The following is a 14,345-nucleotide window of genomic DNA, read 5'->3' on the forward strand; positions in this document are numbered from 1 at the left end:
GGACGGCAACGCGTGGACCCCAAAACTCCGACCGCCTAGGCGCACGAAGAAGTACCGGCTGTCATCCGAACACATTGTCGAGGCGCTTGCCCCGGACGATGCGTGCATCGTCACCGACCGGATCGGTGTCGACGGCCGCCCCGTCGGCTACATGTTCCGTGATCACTTCGGCTGGACATTCGCTGCGGGTGACGAGACTCCGGCCTACCTGGAAAACCCAGACAACCTGGGTCTGTGGTCTCTCAACGAGATCGCCAACCACGACCGCGCCATCCTGCCATTCCTGAACGCGGCGAGCGGCACCGCGTTCATCCGCCACGGTGACCGCTTCTTCGAAGACCCTGACGGTGCACCGCGCGACAAACACGATCCGCTCCCGCCGTCGCTGAATCCTGAGTTTCCGGTCGTGACGGGCTATCACGAGCTGACCGCCCACTGGGCACTCACGTTGCCCGAGCCGATGAACGCCCGCATCGACCGCGAGGATGGCACGCGCACTGCCAACTGCGCCGTGTTCTGGCGGCCCGGCCTCACGGCGACCCTCACTCCGTGGGGAAATCCGAAGAACGACACGCCGATCCACCGCCTGCAACAAGTCAAAGCCCACATTTCACCGGATGGTTACGACCAGCGGGAGTGGTCGCAGAAGGACATGCACTACGTCACTTACCGCCTGGACGAAACCGCCGAAGATGGTCGGCTGCCCGCGATGTATGGGTTCGCGGTCAGCCATCCCGGCCATGTCCAATTCAGCTTGTATTTCGATAGCGGCGACGACCTGACCTTCGCCCAAGAGCTTGTGCGGTCGATCCAGACGGTGCCGTCGGCGGACCAGTAAGCAGCGATGTGCCCACTTTTCGGTCATTGGCGCATCCTGACCGCTTTCAATACTGCGCGCCCTGCGGTTACGGCCGCGGCTCGACCTCGACGCTCGGTGGCCGCGGTGACGGCTCGGGCTGCATGGACCGCCGCACGATCGAAAATGCGACCGCTCCCCCGGCCAACGTCGCGACGCCGGCGGCCGTCAGCAGCGCGATCCGGCGCCGCCTGTTACGCGGCTGGCGTGCGTCTTGCAGCGCCTGAGGCAGGTTCGCGACCACCTGCTGCGCGGCGGCCAGCTCACGGGCAAGCGTCTCTTGCGCTGCGCTGACTTCCCTGGCGACACGGCTCTGCCGGTAGCGCTCGCGCAGGCGCTGGCCGGCCGACGACGCCCCCTGCGCGCCGAGGCCCACCGTGCCGAGCGTGATGTCGACGGGTCCCACAGTGGTGTACTGCAAGCCTCGGGTCAGACGCTGCCGCGGGGTCAGCCGGGTCTTGGTTGTCACGGTCCGCCTTTCTGCCAAGTCGGGGTCGAGCGTATCGGACCGTGCGCGTCGGACCGGACGGAACGGGCATGGCACACTGGCATCCCGTGACGAGCCCCATCCAGACCGCAACTGCCACCCTGCACACCAACCGCGGCGACATCAAGATCGCGCTGTTCGGCAATCACGCACCCAAGACCGTCGCCAACTTCATCGGATTGGCAACGGGCACAAAGGAATACAGCACGCAGAACGCGAAGGGCGGTAAATCCGGCCCGTTCTACGACGGCGCCGTCTTCCACCGGGTGATCGACGGGTTCATGATCCAGGGCGGCGACCCGACCGGCACTGGCCGCGGCGGCCCCGGCTACCAATTCGCCGACGAGTTCCACCCGGAGTTGCAGTTCGACAAGCCCTACCTGCTGGCAATGGCCAACGCGGGTCCGGGCACCAACGGCTCGCAGTTCTTCATCACCGTCACCAAGACGCCGCATCTGAACCGCAAGCACACGATCTTCGGCGAGATCGTCGACCCCGAGTCGCAGCGCGTCGTCGACGCGATCGCCACCACCGCCACCGACGCGCGCGACCGCCCCACCGAGCCGGTGGTGATCAACTCGATCAGCGTGACGCAGTAGCGCTACCGGCCGGCATAGCCGGCTGCGGTCAGCGCGTCCAGCACGTCGACTGGGTCGGTTCCCAGATCCCAGCGGCTGAACACGATCAACCGGCCGTCGACGGTGTCGACTTCGAGCAACCGGACTTTGCGTGCCAGCCGCCGGAACTCCGTGATCCGGATGACGTCGATCTGGGGCTGGGCCAACACCCGGGTCCGCCACCAACCCCGGATCGCGAGCCCGCCGGGCGTGATTGCCAGCTTGGGCCGCGCGCGAAGCGAGAAGCCCGCAAAGATCAGCAGCCCGACGCCGGCAATGCCCACCAAAAACCGGCCCGGAGCATCTGTGACGAGCGTCACAGCCGCTGACGTCAGCAGAAATCCTAGCGCGCCACACCCGGCGATGGCAATCGGATTCGGGCCCCACTCAGTTTGCTGCATTGATTATCCGCAGGCGCCTACCACACCAGATGCAGTTATCCACAGGTGCTATCAACAATGGGGATGAATCACATCGGTGTGATTGGGTAACGGCAAAGTGTCGGACGCGGAAAGCCCTCGAAAACCGCGACTGCTGCCACCCCATCGTGTCGGCTCAGTGCCAGCGCATGGTGAGCAACAGGCCGCTGATCATGAAGGCAAACGCGATCGCGTAGTTCCACACGTTGAGGTCGGCCATCCACTGCAGCCAGGTCGGCTGGTTGCCGCTGGCAACCGCGAGCTGGAAAACGAGAAGCCATAACAGCCCGATCAACATCAGGCCGACGAAGAACGCGACGAACCACACACTGGACGGGCCCGACTTGACCTTGACCGGCGTACGACTGACGGACCGGGCCGTGAGATCGTTTTTCTTGCGGACCTTGGACTTCGGCATGGGCTCCTCTCCCCGCTGCAGGTGCAATTGAGATTAACCCAACCATCGCGCGCGCTCGGACTGCCGTAGCTGCGAAGATGCACACGTGACGACGCGGCGCAGCGCTTGGCGGATCGGCGTGCCGGTGGTGTGCCTGCTGGCGGGCGTCCTGCTGGCCACCACGCACAGCGTGTCCGGCGGTAGCGAAATCCGGCGCAGCGACTCCCCGCGGCTGGTGGATTTGGTCCGCGAAGCTCAGCAGTCCGTCGACCGGCTCAGCGCTCAACGCGACGCGTTGGTACACCAGGTCGACGCCGCGCGCGCCGGACCGGCCGTCAACGACTCGCAGGTGGCGGCCCTGTTGATCAGAGCCGCGCCGCTGGCCGTGGCGGCCGGGCTGGCCCCGATGCGCGGCCCCGGCCTGGTGGTCACACTTACCGACGCGCAGCGAGACGCCAACGGCAGGTTCCCGCGCGACGCCTCCCCGGACGACCTCGTCGTGCACCAACAAGACATTCAGGCCGTTCTGAACGCGCTGTGGAGCGGCGGCGCGGAGGCCGTGCAGATGCAAGACCAGCGCCTGATCGCGACGTCGGCGCCGCGGTGTGTGGGAAACACGTTGCTGCTGCACGGCAAAACTTACAGTCCGCCCTACACGGTGACGGCCATCGGTGACGTCGCGAGGATGCAGTCTGCGTTGGCGGCCGCCCCACTGGTCACCCTGTACAAGCAGTACGTGGCCCGGTTCGGGCTGGGTTACACCGAAGAGCCGCGGGCCGAGGTGGAGGTGATCGGCTACACCGAACCGGTCGCGATGCACTACGCCCGACCGGCCGGCTGAACCGAGCCGCCGCAAGCGCCCGTTAACCTGGCATGGTGCGCATTCTGGTCGTCGACAATTACGACAGCTTCGTTTTCAACCTGGTCCAGTACCTCGGGCAGCTGGGTGTGCAGGCACAGGTCTGGCGCAACGACGACCCCCACCTCGCCGATCCGGTCGCTGTCGCCCAGAACTACGACGGCGTGCTGCTGAGCCCCGGGCCGGGCACCCCCGAACGTGCCGGCGCGTCGATCCCGTTGGTGCGCGCATGCGCCCAGACCGGCACTCCCCTACTCGGCGTATGCCTGGGCCATCAAGCCATCGGCGTCGCGTTCGGCGCCACCGTGGACCGCGCGCCCGAGCTGCTGCACGGCAAGACCAGCACCGTCTACCACACGAATGCCGGTGTGCTGCAAGGACTTCCGAATCCGTTCGTCGCAACCCGGTACCACTCGCTGACCGTACTGCCCGACACGGTGCCCGACGACCTGACCCCGACCGCGCACACCGAAAGCGGCGTGATCATGGGGTTACAGCACACCGAACTGCCGATTCACGGCGTGCAGTTTCACCCCGAGTCGATCCTCACCCAGGGCGGTCACCGGATGCTGGCGAACTGGCTGGCGGTCTGCGGTGCCGCGCCGGACGAAGCGCTGGTGCGCCGGCTGGAGAACGAGGTCGCCGATACCGTGCGCGCGGCGCTGATCCCTACGAACCGAACTTCAGCGTGATGTTGCCGTCGCGGTTCACCCCGGTGCCCGGTGCCGGGCTCTGGTAGACCACCCGGTTGCGCTGCTGATCGTTGCCGGGCACGTCGGCGCCCTTGACCAGGATGCCGGTCCAGCCGAGTGCGCGTAGCTGCGGCTCGGCATCGGTCCAGAACATGCCGGTGAGATCGGGCATCACGAACTGGTTGGCCTTCGACACCTGTAGCTGGATCACGGCGTCCTTCGGAACCGACTGTGCTGCAGGCGGATTGGTGCCGATTACCGAGCCGGCGGGCCGCGTGCTGTCCACCGGAGCCGAGACGATGTTGTTGAAGCCGGCCGCAGTCAGCGTCGCCCGGGCCTGCTCCTCGGACTGGCCCGCAACGTCGGGCACGTCGGCCTTCTCCGGACCGGTCCCCACCAGTACGGAGATCTCGAACGTCACCGGGGCGGTCTGATTGGCCGGTGGGTTGGTTTCGACGACGCGGTCCTTCTGCTCCGGTGTCGACGGGGTCAGCACCTGCTTGACCTTGCCGAAGCCCGCGGCCGTCAGGCGGCGCACCGCATCGGGGTAGCTCATGTTGGACACGTCGGGGATCTCGCGCTGCTCAGGCCCGGTGGACACGTTGAGCGTCACCTCCGAGCCCTGGTCGGCGGAATCACCGGCCTTGGGATCGGTGTCGATGACGCGGTCGGGCGCCACCGTCGAGTCGGGCTTTTGCAGCGTGCGGACTTTGAACCCGCGGTTCTGCAGGGTCGCCACCGCATCGGCTGAGGGCTTGTTGGCCACGTTGGGCACCTGCACCGCGTGGGTGGGACCGCTGATCGCATTGATCAGCACAGTCACCGCGACCGTCAGCACCGCCAGCACCGCCACGGCGATCAACCACCGGCGCACCGATCTCCTGCCCGCTCCCCGGCCGGCGTCGTCCTGGCGCGGCGGCACCGCGACCGGTGACGCCGAGCGGTTGGTCGCAGAAGAAGACAGCAGCGACGTGCGTTCGGCATCGGTGAGCACCTTCGGCGCCTCAGGCGGTTCGCCGTTGTGCACCCGAATCAGGTCGGCGCGCATCTCGGCCGCCGTCTGGTAGCGGTTGTCGGGATTCTTCGCCAGCGCCTTGAGCACCACGGCGTCGAGGTCGGCGGAGATGCCCTCGTGCTTCTGCGACGGCGGGACGGGCGCCTCGCGGACGTGCTGGTAGGCCACGGCCACCGGGGAGTCGCCGACGAAAGGCGGCTCGCCCGTGAGGATTTCGTAGAGCACGCAGCCCAGCGAGTACACGTCGGAGCGGGCGTCGACTGCGTCGCCGCGAGCCTGCTCGGGCGACAGATACTGCGCGGTACCGATCACGGCCGCGGTCTGGGTGACGCTGCTGGAGTCGGCCAGCGCGCGAGCGATGCCGAAGTCCATGACTTTCACCGCACCCGTGCGGCTGATCATGATGTTGGCCGGCTTGACGTCGCGGTGGATGATGCCGTGCTGGTGGGAGAAGTTCAGCGCCTGACACGCATCGGCGATGATCTCGATGGCCTTGCGGGGCGGAATCGGCCCCTCGTTGTGCACGATGTCGCGCAGCGTGATCCCGTCGACGTACTCCATGACGATGTAGGGCAGTGGACCCGCGGACGTCTCGGCCTCGCCGGTGTCGTACACGGCGACGATCGCCGGGTGGTTCAATGCCGCAGCGTTCTGGGCCTCGCGGCGAAACCGCAGGTAGAAGCTGGGGTCGCGGGCCAAGTCGGCGCGCAGCACCTTCACCGCGACGTCTCGGTGCAGCCGCAGATCCCGCGCGAGATGAACCTCGGACATCCCGCCGAAGCCCAGGATCTCGCCGAGTTCATAGCGATCGGACAAATGCTGCGGTGTCGTCATTCCAAGGTCTCGTCGTGTGGTGGCGGCGACACGGAAACGACAGACGCCGCAAGAGGTGCGTACCCAGTCTGTGGCCCGGTGCCCGGCGACGTCCAACTACCCGGGGTGGCCGGAGCTGGAGCAGGCTCGGTCTGGGTGATCGTCGTCTCTTGCGGCTGCTGGATCTGCTCTTGCTTGTCGCGGTATTGGATGACCAGCAGCACCGCGATCACGATGGCCAGAGCACCCAGCACACCGGCCGCCCACAGCAGCGCCCGCTGCCCCGACGAGAAGGTGCGCCGCGGCGGTGGGGGCCGGTGCGACCCGGTGGCCGGCCGAACGCGGGCGCCGGTCATCGCGCCCGAGCGTGCCGTCATCTCGGCGCGGGCCTGTGCTCCGGACGGGATGGCCGCAGGGGCGGCCCGGTTGATGGTGGGTGCGGCGTTCGGCCGCGGCGGACGGCGGCCCGCGCGGACCGCGGCGACGGCGTCGGCGAACTGCCCGCCGTTGCGGTAGCGCGCGCCGGGGTTCTTGGCCAGGGTGATCTCGATGAGTTCGCGAACGTTGGGCGGCAGGTCGGCCGGCAGCGGCGGCGGCGTCTCCTTGATGTGCTTCATCGCCACCGTGAGCGCACCGTCACCGGTGAACGGCCGCTTGCCCGAGACCGCTTCGTAGCCAACCACTCCCAACGAGTACACATCACTGGCCGCGGTGGCGTCGTGACCGAGGGCCTGCTCCGGCGCGATGTACTGCGCGGTGCCCATGACCATCCCGGTCTGCGTCACCGGGGCCGCGTCCACCGCTTTGGCGATGCCGAAGTCGGTGAGCTTCACCTGACCCGTGGGCGTGATGAGAATGTTGCCGGGCTTGACGTCGCGGTGCACCAGCCCCGCGGTGTGCGCAACTTGCAGCGCACGCCCGGTCTGCTCGAGCATGTCGAGCGAGTGCCGCAGCGACAGCCGGCCGGTGCGCTTGAGCACGGAGTTCAGCGGCTCGCCGTTGACCAGTTCCATCACCAGGTAGGCGGTGCGGCCGTCGGCCTCCATCTCGGTTTCGCCGTAGTCGTAGACGGTGGCGATGCCGGGGTGGTTGAGCATGGCGACGGTGCGCGCCTCGGCGCGGAACCGTTCGATGAACTCGGGATCGGAGCTGAATTCCTGTTTGAGCACCTTGACGGCCACCCGCCGGCCGAGGCGGCTGTCGACCGCCTCCCACACCTGGCCCATGCCGCCGGTGGCGATGAGCCGCTGCAGCCGGTAGCGGCCGGACAGCGTGACACCCACGCGGGCCGTCATGTGCCCTCCCGAAGCGCCGCCTCGATCACCGCCCGGCCCACCGGCGCGGCCAGCGCACCACCGGTCGCCGACAGCCGGTTGCCGCCGTTCTCCACCACCACCGCGACGGCCACCCGCGGGCTTTGGGCGGGCGCGAAGGCGATGTACCAGGCATGCGGTGGAGTGTTGCGCGGGTCGGTGCCATGCTCGGCCGTCCCGGTCTTGGACGCGATCTGCACGCCGGGAATGGCCCCTTTCTGCTGTGTTACCTGCTCAGCACCGATCATCAGTTCCGTCAGCTTAGCCGCGACCTGTTGGGACACCGCACGCCGCAGTTCCCGCGGTTGGGTGGTGTTGATGGTGGTGAGGTCGGGGGCTTTGAGGCTGTCGACCAGGTACGGCTGCATCATGAGGCCACGGTTCGCGATCGCCGCGGCCACCATCGCGTTCTGCAGCGGGGTCAGCGCGACGTCCTTCTGGCCGATCGCCGACATGCCCAAGGCCGCTTGGTCGGGGATCGGGCCGACGGTGGACTCGGCCACCTGAAGGGGGATCGGCTCGAGCGGCGCGTCCAGGCCGAACGCCGCCGCCATGGTGCGCAGCGCATCGGTACCGGTCTTCAATCCCAGCTGGACGAACGCGGTGTTGCACGACCGCGCGAACGCCTCCTTGAGCGACGCCGTCGCGCCGCTGCCGCACGGGCTGCCGCCGAAGTTCTCCAAAGTTGCTGTGCTGTCCGGCAATTGAATCGACGGGTTGGCGGTCAGTTGCTCATCTTCGGTGACGCCGGCTTGCAAGGCCGCCGCGGTGGTGATCACCTTGAATGTCGAGCCGGGCGGATATGTCTCGGAGATCGCGCGGTTGAGCATCGGGTTGTTCGGGTCGTCGCGCAGCCGCTGCCAGTTCTGGGTCTGCGCGTCCACGTCGTGCGACGACAACTGGTTCGGATCGAACGACGGCGCCGATACCATCGCGAGGATCTTGCCGGTGGCCGGCTCCAATGCGACGACCGCGCCCTGACAGGGCGCATTGCCGCAGGCGTGCACCATCGCGTTCCACGCCGCCTGCTGAACCTGAGGTTTGATCGTGGTGTCGACGTTGCCGCCGCGCGGGTCGCGGCCGGTGAAGAAGTCGGCCAGCCGGCGGGCGAACAGCCGCTCGTCAGATCCGTTGAGGATCGAATCCTCGGCCCGCTCGAGCCCGCTGCTGGAGAACCGCAGTGAGTAGAAGCCGGTCACCGGCGCCGACGCCAAGGGGTCGGGATAGACGCGCAGGTAACGAAACCGGCCCGGCGTCGACACCGAGTAGGCCAGCGGCTGGCCACCGGCGGAGATCTGCCCGCGCTGCCGGGAGTATTCGTCGAGCAGCACGCGCTGATTGCGCGGATCGGTGCGCAGACCGTCGGCCCGGAACACCTGCGTGATCGTCGCATTCAGCAGCAGCAGCACGATCAGGGCCATGACCGTCACCGACACGCGCCGCAGGGAGGTGTTCATACCCGCTCGATCACCTCGGTGCTGGCCGCCGCGATCGGCGTCGGCTGCTGCGGCCGGGTGACGATCGGGCGGCGCGCGGCATGGCTGATGCGCACCAAGATGGCCAGCAGCACATAGTTGGCCAGGAGCGACGACCCGCCGTATGACATCCACGGGGTGGTGAGCCCGGTCAGCGGGATCAGGTTGGTGACGCCGCCCACGACGATGAACAGCTGGATCCCCAGCGTCGACGCCAGCCCGGCGGCCAGCAGCTTGCCGAAGCTGTCGCGGACCGCGATCGCGGTGCGCAAGCCGCGGACGATCACGATCGTGTACAGCATCAGAACTCCGGCCAGGCCCACCAGGCCCAGCTCTTCGCCGACCACGGCGATGATGAAGTCCGTCGACGCAGCCGGCACCGTGCCCGGCTGGCCGTTGCCCAGACCGGTTCCGAACACGCCGCCGGTGGCGAAGCTGAACATGGACTGCACCATTTGGTAACCGGTGTTGTCGGGATCGGCGAAGGGATCCCACCACGTCCGCACGCGGGTTTCGACGTGCGCGAAAAGGTAGTACGCGGCGACACTGCCCGCGGCGAACAGGATCAGGCCGATGACCACCCAGCTGAGCCGATCAGTGGCGACGTACACCAGCACCAGAAACGAGGCGTACAGCAAAAGCGATGTGCCCAAGTCCTTTTCGAAGATCATCACGCCGACGGAGATGATCCACGCCGCCAGCAAGGGCGCGAGGTCACGCGGCCGGGGCAGGTTCATGCCGAGAAAGTGCTTGCCCACGCTGGTGAACACGCCACGCTTGGCCACCAGCACGGCGGCGAAGAAGATCAGCAACAAGATCTTGGAGAACTCCGCGGGCTGAATCGAAAAGCCCGGCAACCGAATCCAGATCTTGGCACCGTTCTCCTCGGACAGTGACCGCGGCAGCAGGGCGGGGATCAACAGCAGGATCAACCCGGCCACGCCGCAGACGTAGCCATAGCGCGCGAGTAGGCGATGATCGCGCAGAAACACCACCACGACCGAGAACGCCGAGACGCCGAGCAGCGTCCACAGCATCTGCTGATTGGCGCTAGGCCCATGCGCTGTACCGGATTCCAGGGCGCCCTGAGCGAGGTCGAGTCGGTGGATCATGACCAGGCCGAGTCCGTTGAGCAGAGCGACCACCGGCAGCAACAGGGGATCGGCGTAGGGCGCGTAGCGCCGGATAGCCACGTGCGCCGCGCCGAACAACGCAAGGTAGGCGATGACGTATTGCGCCAGATCCCAACTGAGGCCGTGTTCTTGGTTCGCCTCGACGATCAGCAGGGCAACCGCGGTGATCACCGCGGCGAAACCGAGCAGCAGCAGTTCGGCGTTGCGGCGGTTGGGAAGTGGCGGCATCACCGCGACCACCGGCTGGGGCTGCGTGGTCATGCGGCCGTCCGGCAGTCTTTGCCCGGCTCTTGGGGTGCGCGTGGCAGTGAGGTCACCGGCGTCGGCGTGGGAGGCGGTGCGGCGGCGGTAAGCGACGGGCTCGGGTTGGGGTTCGGCGGCGGAGCGACTTCGGTAGTGGTGGGCGCGACGCTGGTGAGGGCGGGCGGAGTGGGCGCCGCAGTGGTCGCGGGACCCCTGGTTGCCGCCGGCGGAGCCGGGGGCGCCGGGGGAGCGGGCGGCGCACAGATCGGCAGCAGCGACGCCGGCACCAACTTGTGGATCTGCGCGATCGCGTCGTCGAGGCTGCCGGTGGGCAGACCCGCGAGCACCTGAGTGCGTTCGGACGGACGCAAGTCGTCGACGCGCAGCAACTCACAACCGGGATGCGATTGCCCTAAGCTGATGAGCGACAATTCATTTCGGTCGTTGAGGCAGCCCAACAGGTGCGGCTCTTGCAGGCGGTAGCCCAGCAACGAGCCTTGGACGCCCCGCATGATCGACACCGTGCCGTCGTAGGCGGTGACGTAGTAGTTGCTGCGGATCAGCGTGCGGCCGATCAGTAGCGCGGCGACCAAGAGAACGAGCACCAATGCGGCGGCGATGAGGATGCGCCGCCATGGGCGCGGTCGCTTGGCGGGTGGCGGTTCGGGTTCTATCGCAACGCGTTTGGCGACGGCATTGCGTTTGGGGTTGAACGCCGACGCGCGCCCCGCTGAGGTGTTCGGCGGGGCGATATGGTCGTCGTCGCCGGAGACGGCGCCGGCGAGAATCGGCTGGGTCTGGCCGTAGTCGTAGTCGACGACGTCGGCGACCACGACGGTGACGTTGTCGGGGCCGCCGCCGCGCAGCGCCAATTCGATGAGCCGGTCGGCACTTTCCGCGACGTCGGGAATCTTCAGCGCTTCCAGGATGGTCTCTTCGCTGACGGGGTCCGACAGCCCGTCCGAGCACAGCAGGTAGCGGTCGCCGACCCGGGCCTCCCGCATGATCAGCGTCGGCTCCACTTCGTGTCCGGTCAGCGCCCGCATGATCAGCGAACGTTGCGGGTGGCTGTGCGCTTCTTCGGCGGTGATGCGGCCCTCGTCGACCAGGGTCTGCACGAAGGTGTCGTCTTTGGTGATCTGCGTGAGCTCGCCGTCGCGCAGCAGGTAGCCGCGCGAGTCACCGATGTGGACCAGGCCGAGTTTGTTGCCCGCGAACAGGATTGCGGTGAGCGTGGTGCCCATGCCCTCGAGCTCGGGATCGTTTTCCACGTGGGCGGCGATGGCCGCGTTGCCTTCGCGTACCGCCTCGTCGAGCTTGGCCAGCAGATCGCCGCCCGGCTCGTCGTCGTCGAGGTGAGCCAACGCCGCGATCACCAACTGCGAGGCGACTTCTCCTGCGGCGTGACCGCCCATTCCGTCGGCCAGCGCCAGTAGCCGTGCGCCGGCGTAGACGGAGTCTTCGTTGTTGGCACGCACCAGTCCGCGGTCGCTGCGTGCGGCATAGCGGAGAACGAGGGTCACGGGCGCAACTCGATTACCGTCTTGCCGATTCGAACCGGCGTTCCGATCGGAACCCGTACCGCCGTCGTCACCTTGTCCCTATCGAGATATGTGCCGTTGGTCGATCCTAGGTCTTCGACGTACCACTCGGAGCCATGCGGCGACAGTCGGGCATGGCGGGTGGAGGCGTAGTCATCGGTGAGCACCAGGGTGGAATCGTCGGCGCGGCCGATCAGCACGGGCTGATTCCCGAGCGTGATCCGCGTACCTGCCAGTGAGCCCTCGGTGACGACGAGGTACCGCGCCTTGTGGCGTTGCTGGCGATTGGGCAGCAGCGAGCCGCGCAAGGCCAATCCGCGCCGCACCATCACCGCGCCCGTCGGCGCGTAGATGTCGGTGCGCAGAATGCGCAGCACGGCGAAGATGAACAGCCACAGCAGCAACAGGAAGCCGGCGCGCGACAGTTGCAGCACCAAGCCCTGCATCTGGGCGCCCCCTTGTCCTCGTTCTTCTCCAACATCGTCTGTCTCGATCTGGGCCGGTGACACCGAGACCGACCGCTCATCAGCATCGTCACGATACTTGGGCGGACCCCGACGCGGGAGGGAAGCCGATTGCGTGGGGTGTCAGTGCATCCGCACCACGATTTCGGAGTGCCCGAGCCGGATGACGTCGCCGTCGGCCAGTTGCCATTCCTGCACCGGGGCGTTGTTGACGGTGGTGCCGTTGGTCGAATTGAGGTCCGACAGCAAGGCGGTGTGGCCGTCCCAGCGAATCTCGAGGTGCCGGCGTGAGACGCCGGTGTCGGGCAGCCGGAACTGGGCGTCCTGGCCGCGGCCGATGATGTTGGCGCCTTCCCGGAGCTGATACGTACGGCCGCTGCCGTCGTCGAGCTGCAGCGTGACGGTCTTGGGGCCACTCTGGCCGTATTCGGGTTGGCCGTATCCGCCCGCGTAACCGCCCTGGCCGTACTCGTACTCGCCGGCCTGTGGCGCGCCGTATCCGGCGGGTGCGTCGTACCGCCCATAGTCCGGTTGCCCGTAGTCGGGATGGCCGTAGGGCTGCTGCTGGTAGCCGCCTTGCTCGTACTCGCCGTAGCGCGGCTCTGGCCGGCCGTAACCTTCGTGCCGTGGCGGCGGGCCGGGGGGCCGGCCGTAGTCGCCGTAGCCGGGCTGGCCGCCGTAGCCGCCGGGCGGCGGGCCCTGGCGATAGGGCTGGTCATATCCAGGCGGCGGTCCTGCGGGCGGTGCGCTGGGTGGCGGGCCGTACCCGGGCGCAGGGCGCTGTTCGTATTGCGCGGTGTAGCCCTGTTCCGGGTAGCCGCCTTGTTCGGGGTAGCCGCCCTGGTCCGGGTAGCCACCGCGGGGCGGGTATGCCGGCTCGCCCTGCGGCGGCGGCGGGTAAGCCCCCTGTTCGGGGTAGCCGCCCTGCTCGGGAGGCGGTGGGTACGCACCGCGGGGCTCGGGACCGCGCGGGTCCTGCGGCCGGCCGTAGCGTTCGTCGTAGTAATCGTCGGCAGGCCGCCCCGGCTCCTGTCCGCCGCGGTAGCTGGGGTTGTCAGTCATCGGTGCTACTCCTGGTTCTGCGTTGAGCGCCTGGGGTGATTGTGGGGCGGGGGTGGCGTCGGGGTTGACCGCAGCTCGGGCGCGGAACTGGCCGGTGTGCAGCTTCGGCGACTGCTCGAATCGGACAACCACATCACCATACGTTTGCCATCCCTGATCGCGGATGTACCCCACCAGATGTTTGGCGAAAGTATCGGACGTGAGGTCAGGGTCGGCGACCGCCTTGGCGTAGTCGGACTCACTGAGGGTGATCAGGTACTCGTTCGGCGCGAGCAGGTGACCGCCGTCCAGGGTCTGCACGCCGTCGGATGCCTCGCGCCGCAGCGCCGCCTCGACCTCTTGCGGGACGATCGCGCCACCGAAGACGCGGGCGAACACGTCACCGACGGTGACTTCGAGCTTGCGCTCAATGCGCTGAACGAAGCCCATGCCACCGTCCTTCCTTATTTCCTTGTCCGTCTCGTTGCCGCCGAGGTGGTGACCGCGTGTCTTACCACCACTTCGTTCATCTGCATGGTATCGGTCCAGGGCGCCGCAGCGGGAACCACAGAACTCTGAGAATCGCATCGGCGCATGTCAGCGGTGGTTCCTGAGCCGCTTCCACGGCGATTTCCCCGCGGGAATCGAGTTGGGGGCGGGCAGTGTTGTCGTGATAGCCTCGAGCGGTTGTTTCGGGCGAGTGGCGGAATGGCAGACGCGCTGGCTTCAGGTGCCAGTGTCCTTCGGGACGTGGGGGTTCAAGTCCCCCTTCGCCCACAATTTTTTTTGCGTGGTTGCGTGGTTGCGTGGTGATCGGTCCGCGAAATCTGCAGGATGTGAGGCTCTTCGGATTGCAGCGGGGTCTGGCGGGTTCTGCAGTCGGCGTTTCGTGATGTGGTTGGGAACGAAGGTGCCTCAGTCTTCGAAGCGTGACCATCAAATCCAAAAGCACCTTCGTTCGTTACGAGCCTAGTCAGATT

At 67.3% G+C, this 14,345-nt stretch carries 14 protein-coding genes and 1 tRNA gene; 5 read left to right on the forward strand and 10 right to left on the reverse strand.

Going from position 1 to position 14,345, the window contains the following annotated elements; all coding sequences use genetic code 11:
• Positions 1-73 precede the first annotated feature (73 nt).
• Entirely contained in the window at positions 74-838 is a 765-nt protein-coding gene (locus AC5Y4N_RS20960) for a DUF2185 domain-containing protein (RefSeq protein ID WP_499914856.1), read from the forward strand.
• Between the two features lie 67 nt (positions 839-905).
• Here AC5Y4N_RS20960 and cwsA read toward each other — a convergent pair whose 3' ends face one another.
• Complete coding sequence (gene cwsA / locus AC5Y4N_RS20965; RefSeq protein ID WP_499912837.1) at positions 906-1,325, reverse strand: cell wall synthesis protein CwsA; 420 nt, start codon at positions 1,323-1,325, stop codon at positions 906-908.
• A gap of 68 nt (positions 1,326-1,393) precedes the next feature.
• On the opposite strand from cwsA, the gene AC5Y4N_RS20970 reads away from it, so the two are divergent.
• The gene (locus AC5Y4N_RS20970) at positions 1,394-1,942 is read left to right on the forward strand and encodes a peptidylprolyl isomerase (protein WP_499912834.1); all 549 of its coding nucleotides are present in this window, start codon (positions 1,394-1,396) and stop codon (positions 1,940-1,942) included.
• 2 nt (positions 1,943-1,944) lie between these two features.
• Here AC5Y4N_RS20970 and AC5Y4N_RS20975 read toward each other — a convergent pair whose 3' ends face one another.
• The gene (locus tag AC5Y4N_RS20975; protein WP_499912832.1) at positions 1,945-2,361 is read right to left on the reverse strand and encodes a PH domain-containing protein; all 417 of its coding nucleotides are present in this window, start codon (positions 2,359-2,361) and stop codon (positions 1,945-1,947) included.
• A 154-nt stretch (positions 2,362-2,515) separates the two neighbouring features.
• Entirely contained in the window at positions 2,516-2,797 is a 282-nt protein-coding gene (crgA, locus tag AC5Y4N_RS20980; protein ID WP_499912830.1) for a cell division protein CrgA, read from the reverse strand.
• Positions 2,798-2,882: 85 nt separating this feature from the next.
• Between crgA and AC5Y4N_RS20985 the strand changes: the two genes are divergently transcribed.
• Together AC5Y4N_RS20985 and AC5Y4N_RS20990 are read left to right on the forward strand one after the other, a co-directional pair.
• Positions 2,883-3,617, forward strand: a complete 735-nt coding sequence (locus tag AC5Y4N_RS20985; RefSeq protein ID WP_499912828.1) for a DUF881 domain-containing protein — start codon at positions 2,883-2,885, stop codon at positions 3,615-3,617.
• 35 nt (positions 3,618-3,652) lie between these two features.
• Complete coding sequence (locus AC5Y4N_RS20990; protein WP_499912826.1) at positions 3,653-4,327, forward strand: aminodeoxychorismate/anthranilate synthase component II; 675 nt, start codon at positions 3,653-3,655, stop codon at positions 4,325-4,327.
• On the opposite strand, the gene pknB is transcribed toward AC5Y4N_RS20990, so the two are convergent.
• The 7 genes from pknB to AC5Y4N_RS21025 all read right to left on the reverse strand — a co-directional run bounded on the left by pknB (position 4,305) and on the right by AC5Y4N_RS21025 (position 13,815).
• Positions 4,305-6,176 carry a Stk1 family PASTA domain-containing Ser/Thr kinase gene (gene pknB, locus AC5Y4N_RS20995; RefSeq protein WP_499912824.1) on the reverse strand — a complete coding sequence of 624 codons (1,872 nt, stop codon included), beginning with the start codon at positions 6,174-6,176 and terminating at the stop codon, positions 4,305-4,307. The genes AC5Y4N_RS20990 and pknB overlap by 23 nt on opposite strands.
• The gene (locus tag AC5Y4N_RS21000) at positions 6,173-7,450 is read right to left on the reverse strand and encodes a protein kinase domain-containing protein (RefSeq protein ID WP_499912822.1); all 1,278 of its coding nucleotides are present in this window, start codon (positions 7,448-7,450) and stop codon (positions 6,173-6,175) included. Before AC5Y4N_RS21000 ends, pknB begins: the two co-directional genes overlap by 4 nt.
• On the reverse strand, positions 7,447-8,925 hold the full coding sequence (gene pbpA, locus AC5Y4N_RS21005) for a D,D-transpeptidase PbpA (RefSeq protein ID WP_499912820.1): 1,479 nt from the start codon (positions 8,923-8,925) through the stop codon (positions 7,447-7,449). Before pbpA ends, AC5Y4N_RS21000 begins: the two co-directional genes overlap by 4 nt.
• On the reverse strand, positions 8,922-10,337 hold the full coding sequence (locus AC5Y4N_RS21010; protein WP_499912818.1) for an FtsW/RodA/SpoVE family cell cycle protein: 1,416 nt from the start codon (positions 10,335-10,337) through the stop codon (positions 8,922-8,924). Before AC5Y4N_RS21010 ends, pbpA begins: the two co-directional genes overlap by 4 nt.
• On the reverse strand, positions 10,334-11,842 hold the full coding sequence (locus tag AC5Y4N_RS21015) for a PP2C family protein-serine/threonine phosphatase (RefSeq protein WP_499912816.1): 1,509 nt from the start codon (positions 11,840-11,842) through the stop codon (positions 10,334-10,336). The genes AC5Y4N_RS21010 and AC5Y4N_RS21015 overlap by 4 nt, the downstream gene beginning before the upstream one ends.
• Positions 11,839-12,306, reverse strand: a complete 468-nt coding sequence (locus tag AC5Y4N_RS21020; protein ID WP_499912814.1) for an FHA domain-containing protein FhaB/FipA — start codon at positions 12,304-12,306, stop codon at positions 11,839-11,841. The genes AC5Y4N_RS21015 and AC5Y4N_RS21020 overlap by 4 nt, the downstream gene beginning before the upstream one ends.
• Positions 12,307-12,447: 141 nt before the next feature.
• Entirely contained in the window at positions 12,448-13,815 is a 1,368-nt protein-coding gene (locus tag AC5Y4N_RS21025; protein ID WP_499912811.1) for an FHA domain-containing protein, read from the reverse strand.
• Positions 13,816-14,059: 244 nt separating this feature from the next.
• Between AC5Y4N_RS21025 and AC5Y4N_RS21030 the strand changes: the two genes are divergently transcribed.
• Positions 14,060-14,142, forward strand: a tRNA-Leu gene (locus AC5Y4N_RS21030).
• The last annotated feature ends 203 nt before the right edge of the window (positions 14,143-14,345 follow it).

It is taken from the genome of Mycobacterium sp. NGS19 (genome assembly GCF_059813155.1).